Origin of the sequence: Halobacillus alkaliphilus, from assembly GCF_900113125.1 — a bacterium.
GTDB lineage: Bacteria > Bacillota > Bacilli > Bacillales > Halobacillaceae > Halobacillus > Halobacillus alkaliphilus.
In genome coordinates, this window is the sequence record NZ_FOOG01000008.1 from 1 (window position 1) to 17,635 (window position 17,635).

The 17,635-nt window shown below is 41.9% G+C and carries 19 protein-coding genes and 1 pseudogene; 11 read left to right on the top strand and 9 right to left on the bottom strand.

Features of this window, described 5'->3' with window-relative positions:
• A pseudogene (locus tag BMZ06_RS06530) lies at window positions 1-256 on the top strand (hypothetical protein); the annotation flags it as partial.
• 95 nt (window positions 257-351) lie between these two features.
• Here the strand turns inward: BMZ06_RS06530 and BMZ06_RS06535 are convergent.
• Window positions 352-1,707 carry a YjiH family protein gene (locus tag BMZ06_RS06535; RefSeq protein ID WP_089751256.1) on the bottom strand — a complete coding sequence of 452 codons (1,356 nt, stop codon included), beginning with the start codon at window positions 1,705-1,707 and terminating at the stop codon, window positions 352-354.
• Between the two features lie 347 nt (window positions 1,708-2,054).
• Between BMZ06_RS06535 and BMZ06_RS06540 the strand changes: the two genes are divergently transcribed.
• Window positions 2,055-2,570, top strand: coding sequence for a DUF1722 domain-containing protein (locus BMZ06_RS06540; RefSeq protein ID WP_089751257.1), 516 nt, complete (start codon window positions 2,055-2,057; stop codon window positions 2,568-2,570).
• Between the two features lie 24 nt (window positions 2,571-2,594).
• On the opposite strand, the gene BMZ06_RS06545 is transcribed toward BMZ06_RS06540, so the two are convergent.
• Both BMZ06_RS06545 and BMZ06_RS06550 read right to left on the bottom strand, forming a co-directional pair.
• The gene (locus tag BMZ06_RS06545) at window positions 2,595-3,461 is read right to left on the bottom strand and encodes a fructosamine kinase family protein (protein ID WP_089751258.1); all 867 of its coding nucleotides are present in this window, start codon (window positions 3,459-3,461) and stop codon (window positions 2,595-2,597) included.
• A 35-nt stretch (window positions 3,462-3,496) separates the two neighbouring features.
• The gene (locus tag BMZ06_RS06550) at window positions 3,497-4,399 is read right to left on the bottom strand and encodes a GNAT family N-acetyltransferase (protein WP_089751259.1); all 903 of its coding nucleotides are present in this window, start codon (window positions 4,397-4,399) and stop codon (window positions 3,497-3,499) included.
• Between the two features lie 177 nt (window positions 4,400-4,576).
• Between BMZ06_RS06550 and BMZ06_RS06555 the strand changes: the two genes are divergently transcribed.
• A complete protein-coding gene (locus BMZ06_RS06555) occupies window positions 4,577-6,241 on the top strand; it encodes an ABC1 kinase family protein (protein WP_089751260.1) in 1,665 nt (554 codons plus the stop codon).
• Window positions 6,238-6,537, top strand: a complete 300-nt coding sequence (locus tag BMZ06_RS06560) for a phasin family protein (RefSeq protein WP_014644890.1) — start codon at window positions 6,238-6,240, stop codon at window positions 6,535-6,537. The genes BMZ06_RS06555 and BMZ06_RS06560 overlap by 4 nt, the downstream gene beginning before the upstream one ends.
• Before the next feature lie 876 nt (window positions 6,538-7,413).
• Here BMZ06_RS06560 and BMZ06_RS06565 read toward each other — a convergent pair.
• Window positions 7,414-8,136, bottom strand: coding sequence for a YwaF family protein (locus BMZ06_RS06565; RefSeq protein WP_089751261.1), 723 nt, complete (start codon window positions 8,134-8,136; stop codon window positions 7,414-7,416).
• A gap of 81 nt (window positions 8,137-8,217) precedes the next feature.
• On the opposite strand from BMZ06_RS06565, the gene BMZ06_RS06570 reads away from it, so the two are divergent.
• The 4 genes from BMZ06_RS06570 to BMZ06_RS06585 all read left to right on the top strand — a co-directional run bounded on the left by BMZ06_RS06570 (window position 8,218) and on the right by BMZ06_RS06585 (window position 10,815).
• Complete coding sequence (locus BMZ06_RS06570) at window positions 8,218-8,439, top strand: hypothetical protein (protein WP_089751262.1); 222 nt, start codon at window positions 8,218-8,220, stop codon at window positions 8,437-8,439.
• A 141-nt stretch (window positions 8,440-8,580) separates the two neighbouring features.
• Window positions 8,581-9,921 carry a sodium-dependent transporter gene (locus tag BMZ06_RS06575; protein ID WP_089751263.1) on the top strand — a complete coding sequence of 447 codons (1,341 nt, stop codon included), beginning with the start codon at window positions 8,581-8,583 and terminating at the stop codon, window positions 9,919-9,921.
• A 200-nt stretch (window positions 9,922-10,121) separates the two neighbouring features.
• Window positions 10,122-10,433, top strand: coding sequence for a YwdI family protein (locus BMZ06_RS06580; protein ID WP_089751264.1), 312 nt, complete (start codon window positions 10,122-10,124; stop codon window positions 10,431-10,433).
• A gap of 13 nt (window positions 10,434-10,446) precedes the next feature.
• Window positions 10,447-10,815, top strand: a complete 369-nt coding sequence (locus BMZ06_RS06585) for a DUF423 domain-containing protein (RefSeq protein ID WP_089751265.1) — start codon at window positions 10,447-10,449, stop codon at window positions 10,813-10,815.
• Here the strand turns inward: BMZ06_RS06585 and BMZ06_RS06590 are convergent.
• From BMZ06_RS06590 to hemQ, 4 genes are all read right to left on the bottom strand, one after another.
• Complete coding sequence (locus BMZ06_RS06590) at window positions 10,812-11,060, bottom strand: hypothetical protein (RefSeq protein ID WP_089751266.1); 249 nt, start codon at window positions 11,058-11,060, stop codon at window positions 10,812-10,814. The genes BMZ06_RS06585 and BMZ06_RS06590 overlap by 4 nt on opposite strands.
• A gap of 76 nt (window positions 11,061-11,136) precedes the next feature.
• On the bottom strand, window positions 11,137-11,649 hold the full coding sequence (gene gerQ / locus BMZ06_RS06595) for a spore coat protein GerQ (RefSeq protein WP_089751267.1): 513 nt from the start codon (window positions 11,647-11,649) through the stop codon (window positions 11,137-11,139).
• Window positions 11,650-11,670: 21 nt separating this feature from the next.
• Window positions 11,671-12,093, bottom strand: coding sequence for a cell wall hydrolase (locus BMZ06_RS06600; RefSeq protein ID WP_014644883.1), 423 nt, complete (start codon window positions 12,091-12,093; stop codon window positions 11,671-11,673).
• Between the two features lie 248 nt (window positions 12,094-12,341).
• Window positions 12,342-13,079 carry a hydrogen peroxide-dependent heme synthase gene (gene hemQ / locus BMZ06_RS06605; protein WP_089751268.1) on the bottom strand — a complete coding sequence of 246 codons (738 nt, stop codon included), beginning with the start codon at window positions 13,077-13,079 and terminating at the stop codon, window positions 12,342-12,344.
• Window positions 13,080-13,358: 279 nt separating this feature from the next.
• Between hemQ and pta the strand changes: the two genes are divergently transcribed.
• Window positions 13,359-14,330 carry a phosphate acetyltransferase gene (pta, locus tag BMZ06_RS06610; protein ID WP_089751269.1) on the top strand — a complete coding sequence of 324 codons (972 nt, stop codon included), beginning with the start codon at window positions 13,359-13,361 and terminating at the stop codon, window positions 14,328-14,330.
• A gap of 298 nt (window positions 14,331-14,628) precedes the next feature.
• Here the strand turns inward: pta and lipL are convergent, their stop codons facing one another.
• Window positions 14,629-15,471, bottom strand: coding sequence for an octanoyl-[GcvH]:protein N-octanoyltransferase (gene lipL, locus BMZ06_RS06615; RefSeq protein WP_089751270.1), 843 nt, complete (start codon window positions 15,469-15,471; stop codon window positions 14,629-14,631).
• Window positions 15,472-15,732: 261 nt separating this feature from the next.
• On the opposite strand from lipL, the gene BMZ06_RS06620 reads away from it, so the two are divergent.
• A complete protein-coding gene (locus tag BMZ06_RS06620) occupies window positions 15,733-17,028 on the top strand; it encodes an HD domain-containing protein (protein ID WP_089751271.1) in 1,296 nt (431 codons plus the stop codon).
• Between the two features lie 13 nt (window positions 17,029-17,041).
• A complete protein-coding gene (locus BMZ06_RS06625) occupies window positions 17,042-17,542 on the top strand; it encodes a YwgA family protein (protein ID WP_089751272.1) in 501 nt (166 codons plus the stop codon).
• Window positions 17,543-17,635 lie beyond the last annotated feature (93 nt).

A 17,635-nucleotide genomic window follows, 5' to 3' on the forward strand; every position in this document is an offset into this window, starting at 1 on the left:
GGAAACGCCATCGATCTTCAAAAGAATGATGGAATGGTTGAGGAGAAGGCTCCGGATGATTCGATGGAAAGAATGGAAATTGCCTAAGACAAAAGTGAATAATTTAATAGCATTGGGAGTGACAAAGGCGAAAGCCTTCGAATGGGGAAATACAAGAAAAGGCTACTGGCGTATAGCCAGTAGCCCAATTCTCCATCGCACACTCAATGACCATTATTGGCAACGTATGGGTTTGAAATCATTGAATGCACGTTGAATTTTATGAAACCGCCGTATACGGAACCGTACGTACGGTGGTGTGAGAGGACGGAGGTTAGTCACCTCCTCCTACTCGATTGGGATGCCACTTAATTAAAAAAGAAGGTGAGCGACAAGTGTAATAATAGGAAGTGTAATAATTGTACGCTCTAGAAAAATGATGAACAGGTCTGTTAAGTTAACGGGCACTTTTGAACCTAACAACAGCCCGCCGACTTCTGACATATAAATTAACTGAGTGACCGATAGACAAGCAATAATAAATCGAGTCATCTCGCTTTCAATGGAAGCTCCAATAATTGCAGGTAAGAACATATCAGCAAAGCCTACAAGAATCGTTTCAGAAGCTGCTTGAGCTGATGGAATCTGCATAAGTTCCAATAACGGAATAAAAGGCATTCCAAGCCATGTGAAGAACGGAGTGAATTCTGCAATCACAAGAGCGATAGTTCCAAGCGCCATTACAATTGGAGCTACACCCATCCACATATCCAGAATGTTTTGCCCGCCCTGTTTAAAGAAGTCGGTTAATCCTTTAGCTTTACTTCCACGCTTAACAGCTTGAGTATATCCGTAGGTGAAAATGTTGTGCTCATCAGGAACTTCTTCGCTGATGTCACCCGCTTCCTCTGTCACATAGGTATTCATTTTGCGTGAAAGAGGCGGAATTCTCGGCATAATTAGAGCTGCAATGAAACCAGCTAAAGCAACGGTTAAATAAAAGGGAATGAACATATCAGCTAAACCGACTTGTTCGATGACTACCAGACTGAAGGTAATGGAAACAACAGAGAATGTGGTACCAATAACTGCTGCTTCCCTTTTCGTGTAATAGCCTTCTTCGTATTGTTTACTGGTAAGCAGAACTCCAATAGTTCCGTCACCAAGCCAGGAAGCAAGGGAATCTATGGAAGAACGACCAGGTAATCGGAATAAAGGACGCATGATTTTAGTTAATAATGTACCGAATAATTCCAATAGTCCATAATTTAATAAAAGGGGTAAAAATAAGCCCGCAAATAAGAAGACGGCGAATAATACATGCAATAATGAGTCCAGCAGCAGCCCGCCTGTATCTTCAGAAATGATTGCCTGCGGCCCGATTTGAAAGTAGACCATAATAGCAAATATCATTCCCAGCACTCTTGTTACTACCCAAACGGGAGGTACATGGAATAATGATTTGAAAAAAGGATATTTATCCAATGAATTTGGCCCTGCTATTTTTGCCAGTACGGTGGCAATAGCTGTAATTGAAATAATTATCATCATAATGAGGGATAAATAGCTTCCGAGGAGCTCCTGCAGCCATGTAGCCAAAACGGCAATCGGAATAGTAACGGCTCCATCCTCAATATCCACGATCGGGTACATGAATAGAAAAATACCGATCAGAGAAGGAATGATGAAAAGTAAATGTGATGATGGTTTGAAATTTCTTGCTTTCATCCAATGTCTCTCCTGTCGTTCATTAGTTTTAACTCTGAAAATGTGACGGTTTATTGCTGGCAGGAATTCACCGCTATTCCAACGAAAGTGGGGAGTACCCTGAATCTCTTTCTGATTCTGTAGGTGTTTAAATACAGGTGATTTCATCCTATGTAACCATTCTTAACTTAACAGAGCTTTATTTTATAACGGGTAATCAGAATAAATATACAGCATTTTATATTTTAATACGGATAGCGATAAAAACCAATAGGCAATCAGAGGGAGGATTAGTTCCTTATATATGTTAATTCGACAATTTAGAGGTGGAATCCTTGTGAGGGATAGAAAGATTTAGGAGGGATATTGTGATTGGGTCGGATCCATGTATTCAACTGGTGAGAGAGAGAAGTTCGGCTATTCACCGGGGCTATGATGAACGATTGTTTACTACAATCTTTATCTTAGATGATTACCAAAAAGTGAAAATGGGGAGATACTCGCTCCAGACTTTTCACGCACGTCAAAAATATGTATTGATGGCTTTTCAACCTGAGCTGTTAAAGGAATTGGGGAGAATAGCGGCCAATCATACGCATGAATCAAAAGCTCGATTGCTGGAAGACTATGAGTTTAATTTGAGAAAAATTCTGAATGATAAACCGAATCGTGGATCCCATGTCAATGTTTGTCAGCATATCGCCGGTTATTTCAAAAACGATTGGTCTTCATCAGAAAAAGAAATATTTAATAAGCAGCTTGTCCTTTACAAGGAAGGGAAAGTGGGGCTGTCAGTGTTGAAAAAACGACTGGCCTTTTGGGCCAGTCGTTTGGATAAGAAATATTTATTGCAACAAACGTATCTTTCATCTTTTTTAAGTTAGGCTAACGTGAAATCAAAGCTTGTTTTAGTCTGTATAACGGTTTAGGATTCGATCAACGCTGCTACCGTAACTTTCCCCGAACATATTAAGATGAACGAGCAAATAAAAGAGTTGATAAAGCGGTTTGACCTCTTCGTAGTTGGAAGGGAGCGGAAATGTCTGCTCGTAAGCCTTGTAAAAGGAGGAAGGAAAGCCTCCAAATAATTCTGTAAAGGCGAGTTCGAATGCATGATCTCCATACAGGGCGGAAGGATCAATAAGGTAAGGGCGGCCCTCTGCATCTGACATCCAGTTCCCGCCCCAAAGATCTCCGTGAAGGAGCGAGGACTCAGGTTTTTCTGGTATCCACTGATCGAGTTTCTCTAACAACGCTTCGAGTTTCGAACGTCGTTTTGCGGAAGCTCGTCCATTTTGGATGGCTAATTGAAGCTGAGGAGCCAGCCTGTAGTCCCTGTAATATTCAAGCCAGGACGTTTTCCAATCATTAGGCTGGTCCAGTTCCCCTACAAAAGTGGAATGCCCGAGTCCGTATTGCTCAGCCGTTTCTTTATGCATTAAGGCCAGGTTCCTGCCCAACTCTTCAGGGGATGCTTGACCGCCTTGCTGGATCCAATCCATAATGAGCACACCTTTTTCACCATTTTCCGGCTCATCATAGTAATGAACTTGCGGAACTTGGATGGTACGAGTTTTTTGGATTCGCTCGAGCCCATCAGCTTCTACTTTGAAAAAGTGAGAAGGAACCCCTTCGTTTCCTTTAATAAAGTAAGGTTGTTTGTTCGTCCTAATGTAATACGACTGATTGATATCGCCACCGCTCACTTGCTTCATGGATTCAATCGGAGTCTGATCTCCAATTGAATGTAAAGCGTTTCTAATGACTTTCTCCATGACAGTTTCCCCTCCTTAAAGAATATAGAAAATATTTAGTGGAAAATGTTAAGTACCGGCGGTTTTTGTTTTTCGATGGTCTTTTGATAGGCGTGAATGGTATTGATTTCTCTAAATCCAAAGCGTCTATAAAGGTTTTCCGCCTGTTCATTCTGTGTGCGAACGGAAAGGGTGACTACATCTAAATGGAGAGCGTGAAAAGCATATTGAAGTGCGTGTTCAATCAACTCTGTTCCGATTCCGCTGCCCTGTTCATGTTTATTGACGTTCACAAAACATATTTCGCCTTCATGACCATCAAGAATCGTTTCAAAATATAAGTAACCTGCTATTTCACCATCTAATTGGTAACCCCAAAGTTGGTTCCCCGAATGCCTGGATAACTGAATCATTTCTTCTGTCGTATAATACGATGCTTTGGGGTGCAGCTTATCAAGAGCCTCAAAATCATCTTGATGCATCTCTGTAATGGAACGACTTTCCTTATGTGAAGGGTCGAAGTTCGTTCGATGGACAGCCAGCGTCTTTTCAACATTGTATAATTCAAAAGCGTGACGTTTTGTAAAAGCCAGCAGATGATGATTAGCTTCAAAGCAGGCAACCTTCACCACATCGAAGTGTAGCTGCATAGTGACCGAAGCCTTCTCCCACATGCTTTCAATTACTGCCTGGTGTTCTTTTGTAGCGAATGGACCGAGCAAACGGCAAAGTTTTTGTTCAAAAAACGGCAGGATTCCTAGAAATCCAATGATTTCTTCCCCTTCCCATGCCACGTAAGCCAAAGGTTCCTTGAACTGAGTGAGCGTCCAGATTTGTTCGAAGATTTCGTTAGGATCCGATGCCAGCCAGGCGACATAGTGGTGGTCTATTTCGTTCATATGATAAAGCCAATTGGCAACTTTATGTAGATTCTTGACTTCAAGTTCGCTGATATTCATAGAATCACCTTTTCTTTTTAAACAAAGCATGACACAACCGTTAATCAAAATTCAAGCCTGAGGGAGGGGGGCAGTTAGAGTATGAAGAGTGGACAGATCTTCCTGTCATTTACATGATTGACATGGGTGAGACAGGGGAAATGGAAGATTAGGACTGTTGAAAAGGGAGACAGAAGGATGAAAAATCGTTTAAAATACATATCGATTTATAGAATTTCCATTATTGTTTGGATGTCTATAAAGTTCCTTGTTCAAATTTTCTGGTTTCAAAAGAAACACCGCATTTGGGATCAGGATACCAAAAGAAAATGGGAAGACATGCTGGAAAAGCAGGCAGGCGAATACCGTAAAAAGGCCATCGCGCTTGGCGGACTTCTTATTAAGTTTGGACAGTTTTTAAGTTCACGAGGTGACTTGCTTCCGCGGGCTTTTATTAAAGAATTAGAAGGGCTTGTGGACCGCGTAGAACCTATGCCTTTTTACAGATCAAAAGAAATTATGGAAGAAGACTGGAATGCGCCTCTGGAAGAGCATTTATCCAACATTCACGAAGATCCAGTGGCATCAGCTTCCATTGGTGAAGTCTATAAAGCTTCTTTAAAAGATGGAACTGCTGTCGCGGTTAAAGTTCAGCGATACCGTGTGAAGGATATTTTTAAAATGGATTTCAAAGCTTTGAAAATTGTTTTCTGGCTGGTCGACCGTTTTACATCTTATGGGAAGAAAGCTGATTTACCAGCCTTGTACCGTGAGGTCGTCAGGGTGATTAGCAATGAACTGGACTTTACGATGGAACTTGAGAACGGAAATCAATTCAAAAAGAAATTCAGCCATTTTCCTTCCGTTTATATTCCGGATTACTACACGGATTTGTCTACTAAACGTGTGCTTGTTATGGAGTGGATTGAAGGAACCAAAATTACAGATTTATCTTTTATAAAGAAACATCAAATCAGCCGGGAGCACATTGCAAAAACATTATTTGATTTAAGCGTTGAACAGTTCCTCGATGCGGGAATGTTCCATTCGGACCCTCATCCAGGAAATCTAATGCTTCAATCAGACGGGACAATTGTTGTGATTGATTTTGGGATGGTAGGGGAGATACGGCAGGAGGACACCAATTCCATCCGGGCTATGGTTCAAGGCTTTATTTTGGAAGACTACGATAGGGTAGTCGCCGCTTTACAGGACATGGATTTTTTATTGGAAAACGCAGATACGGAACGTGTGAAGAAACTGATCAAGCAAACGACCAATATGTATCTAGAAGGGAACTTTGACAAGCTGGATGCGAATATGATGAATGATGTGATGACAGATATTCAGCAATTTGTTAAAGACCAGCCTATCCAGCTTCCTGCTGATTATGCTTTTCTGGGCAGAGCTACCTCGATTATCGTCGGAGTTCTAAGCAGCGTGTACCCTCAAGTGGATCTGATTCAATGGGGGCGTCCGGTAATCAAGGAATGGGTGTCAGGAGAAGACTCGAATTACTCTATTTTTAAAGAAGTGGCTAAAGAAACCGCCCGTCCGCTTTTATCCTTACCAAGAGCGCTTGTCGAATATTTGGAAGATGGTGACAAGGAGCGAGAGTGGAAGAGTTATCACCAGAGAAACCATTTATTTCATCAATTTTACTTATTTTATGCCTGTTTATCACTCGTTTTCATCAGTTCTGGTGCTGCAGCATTGTATCTTACAGTAATCCAAACGGTGCTGCCATCCATTTGGGTAGGAGTTTCACTGCTTTGCTTAGGTCTTATAGGATTCATAAGCTGTGTCATGAGTCATTTCAAAATGATTAAACGAATACATCATAATAGGAGGAATGAAGTATGAGCGATTTACTGAAGAAAGGATTTCATTTAGGGCTGGGAGCGGCTATCAGCGGAAAAGAAAAATTCGAGAAAATGGTAAATGAAATGGTGAAACATGGGGATGTGAGTCCGGCGCAGGCGAAAACGATGATCAACTCCTGGATCAGTAAAGGCGAGAACGTGGATAAAGAATGGTCTGACCACTCAAAAGCGAAGTTTCAGGATCGTATGAAAGAACTTGGCTTTGTATCAAAAGAAGAATATGAACTTCTTGAAGCAAGAATTCAAAGACTTGAAAATTTATATAATCAACGGTAATAACCGGCGTCTCTTCTAATAGAAGGGACGCTGTTTTTTTATTTTAAATGTGGGAGCAAATTTGTCATATGAGAGGCGGAGGCACTCCAACCTTCTGAGAAAACGAAGTAAATATAAATTCGTCTTTCACTTTGTGGATGTCATTTGGGTAATGATTATCCTTATTGTTTATGCGCCTTAGTTGTTTTAATTAGGCTCGGTTAAACTCCGTTGTTGATTTCTCATAAAAGGTTTATTAAACAAACGGGCCGAATAGTTGAAGACTCAGTTTCGAGATATTGTGTGGAGAAAGGGGCGGAAGGGAACGACTCGCTTTCCGCGGGCATGTGGTGAGCTTCCTCAGGCTTCGCCTTCCGGGATCTCACCGATCATGTTCATCCCGCAGGAGTCTTCGCCGTTCCCTTCCGCCCCTTTGCGATCATGGAGAGCTCGAAATTCCCTGCATCAACGCCTTCGAATGAACCAGTCTCATCTATGATCCAAACTGGTTTTTACGTGTGTTTACGTGTAGGAACCCTGTACTATAAGCATATGAGGCAGATGCAGCATGGTTCCTTTTTGCTATAGCAGGGTCCGTTCGCAGCATTATAGTTGGGTTGGTGGGGAAATGGCGAGACTCCCATGGGAGAAGGGACTAGGTGAGATCCCGCAGGGAGTGAAACGAGCGAGGAAGCTCACCGTTCCCCCATAGGAAAGCGAGTTATTTCCCCACCAGCCCTTATCCATCTAACGTAACGGACCCAATTTATCTCGAAACTGAGTCTTCAAGTAATGGGAGCTTTTCTTTAAAATCAACACGGGTAGTTAACAGAGATTGAGCCATGCTGGTAGAAACTCATACCGGCTAGGAAGGTCTGCTGCAGAACACTATATTTTTTAGAGAAGTTTAATTCTTATTCCCAATTTATAAAATCCGTACATAAAAGCAAATGCAATGAACGCAGTTGCAGATAAATTAAGATAATAGATCATTCCTTCTCCCATAAGGCTGAGGGGAGTAAAGACAGTGGGGGGGTGTTCCAAATATAAATAATTTGCATCCATAAGAGGGTTAAGAAAGCTTATAATTAAGGCATAGCCCACTAATAGTAGATAACTAGTGGTCATATCCTTCCAAGTAATACGGACAGAAGAGGTCACCACAAGAAACAAGCTTGCCCAAGGAATAGCCATATGGTGCAGGAAGAACTTCCAGAAACGATAATGTTGAAAGTCAAAGGGTACATCAGGGGTGATCAGTGCAATAAGAGCAGGAAGAATGCCTATGAAAAAATTGATTTTGATTAGCGTCGGTTGATAGGTAATAAGAGTATAGATCCCTATCAAAGAAGCGATTCCGCATAAGTGCAGGGGCACATGACCACTCAGACTCCAGACCCCATTTACATAAGCCCATAACTGATAGCTGATCTCGGAAAGCAGGAGAAGAACCAGTAAAGAATACCTCATAACCTGACGAAACCGTTCATGTGTATGAAACCATTTAGAAGCCAGAGCAATACTGAAAAGAACAAACGTGAAGATAAAAAGCATGGTTATGTGACTGGCCCCCAGTATTTCAAAGGGATAACGGCTTCCTGTTCCGAACCAATCTTTCATTAGGTACACATCCTAGTGAAGCAGATTTCGCTGTGCTATGATGATTTTACCATACGTTTGCCGGGTGAAAGGAGGCAGGAGATGAAGAGACAGGTTAATTGCTTTCAGTGTAAACATTTTCACATTACTTGGAATCCAGCTTTTCCTAGAGCTTGCGATGCCTATGGTTTTAAAGCTAAGGAGATGCCTTCACAGCTGGTGTTTCATGTGACTGGAATTGAATGCATGGAATTTGAGCCGAAACAATCTGAGAAAAGGGAGAAAAAGCCATTTATCTCCTCAACCTTTGATGTACGACTGTAAATAATATGAAATTTTCAGAATTCATATGGAAATCCTTTTATTCTATGGTATGCTGATGGATATTTAGTATGGCCTCCAGGTCATCTGACAGCTTTACCCTACAAAAGTAGGGAGAAATGCAGGAAAGGAGTTGAGAGTTTTATGCACAGAGAGAAATGGGGAACAAAACTAGGTTTTATGCTGGCCGCTATGGGCTCAGCCGTAGGACTGGGTAATATATGGCGTTTCTCATTCGTAGCCGGTAATAACGGTGGAGGAGCTTTCTTGTTACTCTATCTGTTATTCGTGCTTATTATAGGAATTCCTCTATTACTTACAGAGGTAAGTATTGGACGGAAAGCAGAAAGCGATGTAGTAGGGTCTTTTCAAAAACTTGCTAAAGGAACGCCCTGGTATTTAACAGGCTTTTTCGGTATTATCAGTGCATTTCTTATCTTGAGTTTTTATGCCGTCGTTGCAGGCTGGGCTATCTTTTATTTCTGGAATTATATCAATGGATCATTTTTTACACAGCCGGCAGTCGGGTATGAAGGAGCTTTTGGCCAATTCATCAGCCATACATGGCATCCAATTGCCTGGACCGCACTTTTCATGATTTTAACGATTATTATTGTATTAAGTGGTGTTAAAAAAGGGATTGAAGCAGCGAATAAAATTTTCATGCCGCTGCTGGCATTAATTCTCATAGCCCTTGCGATATTCAGTTTATCGCTTGATGGTGCTTCAGAGGGAGTTAAGTTTTTATTCCAGCCGAATTGGTCGGCATTAAGTGAGCCTTCTATTTATATTGCTGCTCTCGGGCAGGCCTTCTTCTCGCTTAGTCTAGGAATGGGGGCGATGCTGACATATGGAAGTTACTTAAGGAAAGAGAATAAACTTCCAAGTGCGGCTTTAGGTATTGGATTAATGGATACGTTCTTCGCAGTGATTTCAGGGCTTGTAATCTTTCCGGCGGTTTTTGCCTTCGGTATAGATCCAAGTTCAGGCCCTCCGCTCGTGTTTATTACACTTCCAAGTATTTTTGAACAAATGCCGTTTGGAGGGATCGTTGGACTAGTGTTCTTCTTTGCCTTGATTCTGGCTTCTCTGTCTTCCTCCGTCTCCATCCTGGAAGTACCTACAGCTTATTTTATGCGAGTATTTGGATGGACGCGCTTTTCCACAAGTGTGCTTATGGGTTCTATTATGTTCGTCATGGGCATCGCTGTTTCTTTAGGATTCGGTATTTGGTCAGGCATTACGCCGATTGGAGAAAGAAATATCCTGGACTCCATGGATTATATCGCTTCCAATATTCTCTTGCCGCTAGGCGGTCTGTCCATGGCCCTTCTTGTTGGATGGTACTTTAAAAAGTCAGAAGCTCTTGAGTCTGCGGACTTGTCCTCTTCTTCAATTGGAGGCTTCTGGTATTTCATCGTGAAGTGGATGGCTCCCGTTCTTATAGTATTGATTTTCTTAAACAAAATCGGTATTATCTTTTAAATGCTTCCATCTAATAAATTGGAAAGAGATCCTGATGATTATCATCGGGATCTCTTTTATTCTTGGAGGAAGAAGCATTTTTCCTTAATTAATCATTATTTTGTGAACGATAAAAGGAACATAAGACAGAAGTACAGGCGGCGTGTTAAACTACGACAGAACACTATTTTCTTTAGTATGAGATAAAGGAGTCTGACCATATGGCGATACCAAATCAAAGCGTTCTCAAAAAAATGTCCAGTGAAATACAGGAAGCTATGCTTCAGCACAGTGACGAGCAAAAGGTTCGTGAACATATACGTTCTGTAAGGTTGTTAGCGGATCTATTTTTAGAACAGGGCCAGGAGGACACAACCCCTTCTAAACAAGGAAGTCAGAAGATGCATGAACCGACGGCGGATGAAATACGGCAGATGATGGGGGCAGATAAGACTCCAGATTCTAAACCAAAGAAAGAAGAAAATCGGCTGGAGGATGATGATGCTAACGGATCATCAATTTTCGATTTTTAGGAGGAGGTAAACGATGAAACTAATTTTAATTGTAGCGGTTATTAATGGCTTTCTTTCAGTTGCTCTTGGAGCTTTCGGGGCCCATGGACTAGAAGGGAAAGTGTCTGAAAAAGGCTTGGAGCAATGGGGGAAAGCAGTTAATTATCAAATGTTCCATACAATGGCTTTATTTGTGACCGCCTTATTAATGAGCAAAATCCAGACCGGATTGATGACGGGAGCAGGATGGTTTTTCGTAGCAGGCATCATTCTCTTTTCAGGAAGTCTGTATATCTATGCGCCTACAGGTATTAAAACGTTTGCTATGATTACCCCGCTCGGAGGACTATCCTTCCTAATCGGCTGGATCTTGCTTGGTTATGCGGTTATTAAACACCTTTAAAAATAAAGAATGGTAGTAAATAAGAAAATAATTAACACGCGGAGAAGTTGAATGATCGCGTTGAGCATATTCTGGGTTTTCAGTTCAATTAAAGCCTCAAATAAAAAGCTTGCGGCTAAGACATAAAACATGAGCAGGATAATCCACTGGTGTTCTAGCTTAAAGAGCCCGAGAACTGCTAATAGCACAGCGAATGCCAGTGTTCCTAATTGAGCTTTATAAAAATTTTCATAAGGATGTCTCATGGGTTCACCCTTTTCTATTGATAGGAGAAAAACTCGCTAACTGATTTTAGCGAGTTTTTTTATGAGTTCAGACTGATTATCGTGGCTGGTACTGAGCAAAGCCTGATCCTCCACCGTTGAACGGATAGCTATAATTAATTTCTTCATCAAATGTAATATAGTCAAGATAAATCATCAGCAATAAATAACGTTTTCCTGTTTCAGGATCACTTAAAATGATATGGTCCCTGCCGGCAGCCTCGATAATACCTTTGAAAACTTTAGCGTTCCATTGGGCATTATTCTCAAATGTCATGTACACTGTAGCTTGCTTTCCGGCGTTCAACCGTAAAATGTTTTCAATATATGATTGTTCTGTGGGGAGCATATTCGGTGGATTTATACCGCCAGACTGTCCCTGAGGCATTTGAGGCACCTGCCCACCACCGCTATATGCAGGTGGAAAACCTCCCTGTCCCTGATTGGAAGCTGGAGCGCTTGGATAATAATACATATATGGATTACTCGCGTAATAAGGGGAGGTGGGTTGATTATACATTTGCTGCTGCCCTTGCTGGGCGCCTCCCATAGATGGTTTTTTCTGAGCCAATTCACTCACTCCTTCAATAAATTAGTACACACTTGGACAAGCAGATCTAGTAGGAGAATAAAAACAGTGGGACTTAAACCTTCCTGTATTCCATTGACCAAACCACTGGGCCGGACAGCTGCCTCCAGGCATGAAGAACCAGAGAGAGTTGCTGGCCGGATGATACCTCTTTCCGTTAATAACTTTCCTTGCCAGCCTTCGGTCTTTTTCGCGGGAGCGCTGGTAAAAGTATCCTTTTTGTGTTGCTTCAAAACCTCCAGGACTTTGATAAACCATCTGCCTTATCGAATCAATATCTGTGAAATCAATACAGTCTCCCCGTACACGATTAACGCCCGTGTTTCCGACCATAAGCATACCCAGCTGCCCATCACCCTCTGCTTCTGCACGCATGAGTCTTCCAAGAAGCTTAACGTCCGCTTCGTTGTAAGGAATAACAGCCACGCTGTCACCTCGCTTTAATACAGACATGTTATTGCTCTTTAACACTATATGTAAGTCCACCATGATGATATGAATAAAATATCAAGCCTTCTACTGTATTGCGGGAAAACCTTCCACCTCAGGTCATCCAAATTATGGATGACCTGAGGTGGAAGGTTTTGGGTGAAGTATTTTTATTTAAGTTAAATTGATTTTCTAACTTAAATAAAAAAGGACTCCGCCTTAACAGGGCAGAGTCCTTTGTAGAGTTATACATGTAAGAATTGAGGAACAGCATCCGGTTTAAGCAGGTTTCCAATATAGAAGGAACCGAAATCGCCGTAGCGGGACGTAACCTCATCAAAACGCATTTCATACACAAGCTTTTTGAACTGAAGAACATCGTGAGCAAATAAGGTGACGCCCCATTCCCAGTCATCAAAGCCGATGGAACCCGTAATAATCTGACGGATCTTTCCGGCATACTGACGTCCAGTCATTCCGTGCGCGTACATGAGTTTAGCTCGTTCGTCTTTTTCAAGTACATACCAGTTATCGTTACCCTGGCGGCGCTTGTCCATTGGATAGAAGCAGATATGATTCCACTTCGGAAGGGTTGGTTTCAAACGCGCCTGAATTTCAGGATCGTCTTCGTTAGCATTTCCCATGTAGTTAGAGAGTTCCACAACTGATACATAAGAATAGGCAGGGGTGGTAAACTCGGCGAGCTTAGTTTTGTTGAAAGCTGTTTCGATTTCATTTAGTTCTTCCATTGTTGGGCGTAAGATCATCATCATGAAATCAGCTTTCTGTCCCATGATGGTGTAGAGAGCATGGCTGCCCTGTTTACTTTTTTCGGTATCTTCCCAATTGGAAATCATCTTTTGGAATTCGTGAATGGCCTGCTCGCGTTCTTCACTCGAGGCATATTTCCAAGAGGTCCAGTCAATTGAACGGAAATCGTGCAGGCAATACCATCCATCCATGGTTACTACTGCTTCTGGCATGGTATCGATCGCTCCTTTATGATTTGGTTTATTTATTGAAAACTTCCTTTCTCAATATAACACAGTTGCTTCGTTACATCATGGGAATGACTTTGAACATAAAGAGAAAGGATAAGGATAGGGAAAGAAGAAATAAGAAGCAACTGGAACGTATATACTCAGGCAAAAGAGGGTAATGATAATGAAATCGCTTCATTGTAAAAATCGATAGGAATGACTTTCATTTATACACAAAACCTTTTATCATGTATAACAGAAATGAAAATTGGAGGGTTCAACATGAGTAACCTATTTGATACATTGAGATCTAAGATAAACGGACAAGGCAAGAAGGTCGTGTTTCCGGAAGGGTTGGACGAACGTATTTTAACAGCTGTCAGTCAGCTTGGTACAGAAGATTTACTGACACCTGTACTAGTCGGAAATGAAGAAAAAGTAAAACAGAAAGCATCTGAGGTCGGGGTGGATATTTCTTCGGCTGAAATTCTGGATCCTGCAAATTATGATGCTTTTGACGAAATGGTGGCTAATTTCGTGGAGCGCCGTAAAGGAAAAGCCACTGAAGAGAAAGCACGAGAGATCCTGCAGGATGAGAATTACTTCGGTACAATGCTTGTTTACATGGGTAAAGCAGATGGTCTTGTAAGTGGTGCTGCTCATTCCACAGCAGATACCGTAAGACCTGCTCTTCAGATCATTAAAACAAAGCCTGGAATTAAGAAGACGTCAGGTGTATTTGTAATGGTACGCGATGAAGAAAAGTATGTTTTTGCTGACTGTGCGATCAACATTAACCCTGACAGTCAGGATCTGGCTGAAATAGCTTTGGCTAGTGCCGACACGGCAAAGCTGTTTGATATCGATCCGAGAGTTGCTATGCTAAGCTTCTCTACTAGAGGCTCAGCAAAATCTCCAGAAACAGAAAAAGTAACGGAAGCGCTTGGACTTGCGAAAGAGCAGAATTCTGATCTGGTTATTGATGGAGAATTTCAGTTCGATGCAGCCTTCGTTCCTTCAGTGGCTGAGAAAAAAGCACCGGACTCTCCACTTAAAGGAGAAGCGAACACGTTTATTTTCCCAAGTCTTGAAGCGGGGAACATTGGTTATAAAATCGCTCAGCGTCTTGGTAATTTCGATGCCGTAGGTCCTGTATTGCAAGGCTTGAACCAGCCAGTTAACGATCTTTCAAGAGGTTGTAATGCTGATGATGTGTACAAACTTGCGATCATTACCGCTGCCCAATCACTATAATGATCAGAAGAAGTCAGCGATTTAATCGCTGGCTTTTTTCTATGTATGGCTTTATTGAATTATATTGCTCTTACAGTAAACCTCCCAATACTTTAAGGCTCGATTTCAAGATATGGAGTTATTGGGAAGGTCCGGAGGGGGACGATTCCGCTTTCCGCGGGCATGTGGTGAGCTTCCCGGACACTTATGGATAAAAATAGGTTCATGTCATTATTATTAAGGTTCAATTCTTCAAAAAAAATACTTCTTTCGAATGGAGAGCGGGGGATTTCTGTGCATGAAGAAAGCGCCCGATCCTCTATGTAAGGTTTTCGAGCGCTTTTTCATTCCGTTGGATCATTTGTTCCAGACGTTTGTTAAACCATTCAACCTCTTGGCCTTCCAGGGGATCAACGGTGACTTCGCCAGATAGCTCGTAGATTTTCTTAAGTATCCGGTCGCGTACGTCAGATACACTGAGGCGGGTGCCTAATAGTTCATTGAGAGAAGCCATAACTTTCGGGTCAATGGAGGGATAGGTGAAGCGTGTTTCCTCTTCACGCTTCCCAAGTTCATAGAATTGCTTTAATAGCCGCGCTCGTTCAGCCCCGCTTCCGCTGACATCCAAATATATTTGGACGGCTGAGCCATTTTTTACCCTGCGTTGCGAAATTCCCGCAAACTTTTGCCCCCCTATACTTAAATCATAGGTGCCTGGACAATAGGAACGTGTAATTTCATAGGCTTTAATTTGATCGGTCAGGTCTTCAAACAGCAGTTGAGTAAACGAAACCATAGCTTCATAGCCCTCGTGAATGTTTACTTCTTTAGAGTCTGGAAAAATAAGTGATAAATTGAGGACACCATCGTCCAATACAACGGCAAGACCGCCGGAATTTCTTACGATGACCTGGTATCCTTCCGACTTCAGGTATTCTATTCCATCTTTAATGTAAGGCAGCCGGGCATCGGGAATTCCAAGAACTACTGTATTATGGTGAACCCAAAGCCTTGCCGCAGTCGGGCTCATTCCTTCTCCTACCGACATTGATAAGGCATCATCTATAGCGAAAGACTGGAGGGCGGAAAAAGATGGCCCTAAATTGCTCTGGTCCATGAAGCGATATTTTTGAGGTGTTAATAACGAATGTATGTTTTTCATAAAGCTGTACTCCTTTATCTGCAATCACCACTCTTCATTATAGCAGAAGAAACCTGTTGCATGAATGGCGCAACGGCTGTAAAATCTTCAAAGGATTAAGATGTAACTCGCTAATTAGATAATAAAAATGTTTGGATGTCTTGAAGCCTTCAAAGACAGGAGTGAAAGAGTGTTCCTGTCATTTTTTGTCTGTCAAGATGTTTTTTTGTCATAAAGAAAGGTATATAATAGTTAAAAATGTCGTGAAGAAAGGACAAACTGATGGGCTATCGTGATGAGAAATTAAGTGAAGAGAAGGTTTTTAAGGACCCCGTCCATCGCTATGTCCACGTGCGGGACCGGGTAATCTGGGATTTGATCGGAACATCGGAATTTCAGCGGTTAAGACGGATCAAGCAGCTGGGCACCTCGTATTTAACATTCCACGGGGCAGAGCATAGCCGTTTTAACCATTCATTAGGCGTTTACGAAATTGTGCGCCGGATTATTGAGAACTTTAAGGACCGGCCGAACTGGGACGATGATGAACGGCTGCTTTGTCTATGTGCGGCTTTGCTGCATGATTTGGGCCATGGGCCATTCTCCCATTCCTTCGAAAAGGTATTTAAGCTGGATCATGAAGATTATACTCAAAAAATTTTACTTGGGGACACGGAAGTGAACAAGATTCTGACCCAGGTAGAAGAAGGCTTTCCAAAAAAAGTAGCCGATGTCATCAATAAAACGTACGCGAATAAACTGGTGGTCAGTTTGATCTCCAGTCAAATCGACGCTGACCGGATGGATTATCTGCAACGGGACGCCTATTTCACCGGGGTCAGTTATGGCCACTTTGATATGGAGCGAATCCTAAGGGTGATGCGCCCTATGGAAGATCAGGTTGTTGTGAAAGAGAGTGGTATGCATGCGGTAGAAGACTATATCATGAGTCGTTACCAAATGTACTGGCAGGTCTACTTTCACCCTGTGACGCGGAGCGCTGAGGTTATTTTATCCAAGATTCTTCATCGAGCGAAAGAACTTTATGAGTCCGGTTATACGTTCAAGCTGAAACCGACCCATTTCTTTTCTTTCTTTGCGGGCCAGCCCACACTCAAGGAGTATTTAGCACTTGATGAAGCTGTAACGCTGTATTACTTCCAAACATGGATGGAGGAAGACGACCCCGTTCTGAGTGATTTATGTGACCGTTTTGTAAATCGAAAACTGTTTAAATATATTGAATTTAATCCCAATTCTCAGATGAACCAATGGATGGAATTGTATAAATTATTTTCTAAAGCAGGGCTGAATCCTGATTACTATCTGGTGGTCGATTCAAGTTCTGATCTCCCTTATGACTTCTACCGTCCGGGGGAAGAGGAAGAGCGTCTGCCAATTCATCTGCTGCAGCCGAGTCAGGAATTAAGAGAGTTGTCACGGCTCTCTGATATTGTTGAGGCTATTTCAGGTAAAAAACGGACAGACCATAAACTATATATTCCTCTGGACCGTCTGGAGGAAATGTCTAATCGTAGTAAGACGAAGAAGCGGATTATGGAAATATTGTATGGATAAGGAGTGAAGCTCCATGTTGGAAAATCATGCGAAGCTGATGCAATTCTTCTCAAGTACGGAAGAGATCGTAGGTCGTAAAAAACTGCAGAAAATGATTTACATACTTAAAAAGTGTGAAGTTCCATTTGAAGAACGTTATCAATTTCATTTTTACGGACCCTATTCAGAGGAGTTAACGCTTAGAGTTGAGGAAATGTGTAACCTTGGATTTATCAGTGAGGAAAGAGAAGAAAAGAAAAATTACTATCAGTATCGCTATCAGATTACGGAAAGCGGCCGTGAATTTCTGAATCATTATGAAATGGATTTGCCTCCGCTGCATGACCATATCCGCGAAATGAACGGCAGAAGTTCCAGGTTTCTAGAGTTGGTCTCTACCATGCTCTTCTTTGAGGGTCTGCCTCGTGAAGAAATCACTGAAAAAGTCTACGCCGTAAAGAGTACTCAGAATTACACAGAGGAAGACATCCAGGACGGATGGAAATTTATTGAAAAATTAAGAGGAATTCATTAGTATGGTTGATAAAAAGAGATGTACTGGGTGTCAGTATATCTTTTTTTATCAACCGTTTTTTGATTATTTTTAAAATTTACGGAAAAGAGAATA

What these genes read in the sequence shown, in the direction of transcription:
- BMZ06_RS06535 (WP_089751256.1), bottom strand. Translation starts at nt 1,707, where the DNA reads ATGAAAGCAAGAAATTTCAAACCATCATCACATTTACTTTTCATCATT.
- BMZ06_RS06545 (WP_089751258.1), bottom strand. Translation starts at nt 3,461, where the DNA reads ATGGAGAAAGTCATTAGAAACGCTTTACATTCAATTGGAGATCAGACT.
- BMZ06_RS06550 (WP_089751259.1), bottom strand. Translation starts at nt 4,399, where the DNA reads ATGAATATCAGCGAACTTGAAGTCAAGAATCTACATAAAGTTGCCAAT.
- BMZ06_RS06555 (WP_089751260.1), top strand. Translation starts at nt 4,577, where the DNA reads ATGAAAAATCGTTTAAAATACATATCGATTTATAGAATTTCCATTATT.
- BMZ06_RS06560 (WP_014644890.1), top strand. Translation starts at nt 6,238, where the DNA reads ATGAGCGATTTACTGAAGAAAGGATTTCATTTAGGGCTGGGAGCGGCT.
- BMZ06_RS06565 (WP_089751261.1), bottom strand. Translation starts at nt 8,136, where the DNA reads ATGAAAGATTGGTTCGGAACAGGAAGCCGTTATCCCTTTGAAATACTG.
- BMZ06_RS06570 (WP_089751262.1), top strand. Translation starts at nt 8,218, where the DNA reads ATGAAGAGACAGGTTAATTGCTTTCAGTGTAAACATTTTCACATTACT.
- BMZ06_RS06575 (WP_089751263.1), top strand. Translation starts at nt 8,581, where the DNA reads ATGCACAGAGAGAAATGGGGAACAAAACTAGGTTTTATGCTGGCCGCT.
- BMZ06_RS06580 (WP_089751264.1), top strand. Translation starts at nt 10,122, where the DNA reads ATGGCGATACCAAATCAAAGCGTTCTCAAAAAAATGTCCAGTGAAATA.
- BMZ06_RS06585 (WP_089751265.1), top strand. Translation starts at nt 10,447, where the DNA reads ATGAAACTAATTTTAATTGTAGCGGTTATTAATGGCTTTCTTTCAGTT.
- BMZ06_RS06590 (WP_089751266.1), bottom strand. Translation starts at nt 11,060, where the DNA reads ATGAGACATCCTTATGAAAATTTTTATAAAGCTCAATTAGGAACACTG.
- hemQ (WP_089751268.1), bottom strand. Translation starts at nt 13,079, where the DNA reads ATGCCAGAAGCAGTAGTAACCATGGATGGATGGTATTGCCTGCACGAT.
- pta (WP_089751269.1), top strand. Translation starts at nt 13,359, where the DNA reads ATGAGTAACCTATTTGATACATTGAGATCTAAGATAAACGGACAAGGC.
- lipL (WP_089751270.1), bottom strand. Translation starts at nt 15,471, where the DNA reads ATGAAAAACATACATTCGTTATTAACACCTCAAAAATATCGCTTCATG.
- BMZ06_RS06620 (WP_089751271.1), top strand. Translation starts at nt 15,733, where the DNA reads ATGGGCTATCGTGATGAGAAATTAAGTGAAGAGAAGGTTTTTAAGGAC.
- BMZ06_RS06625 (WP_089751272.1), top strand. Translation starts at nt 17,042, where the DNA reads ATGTTGGAAAATCATGCGAAGCTGATGCAATTCTTCTCAAGTACGGAA.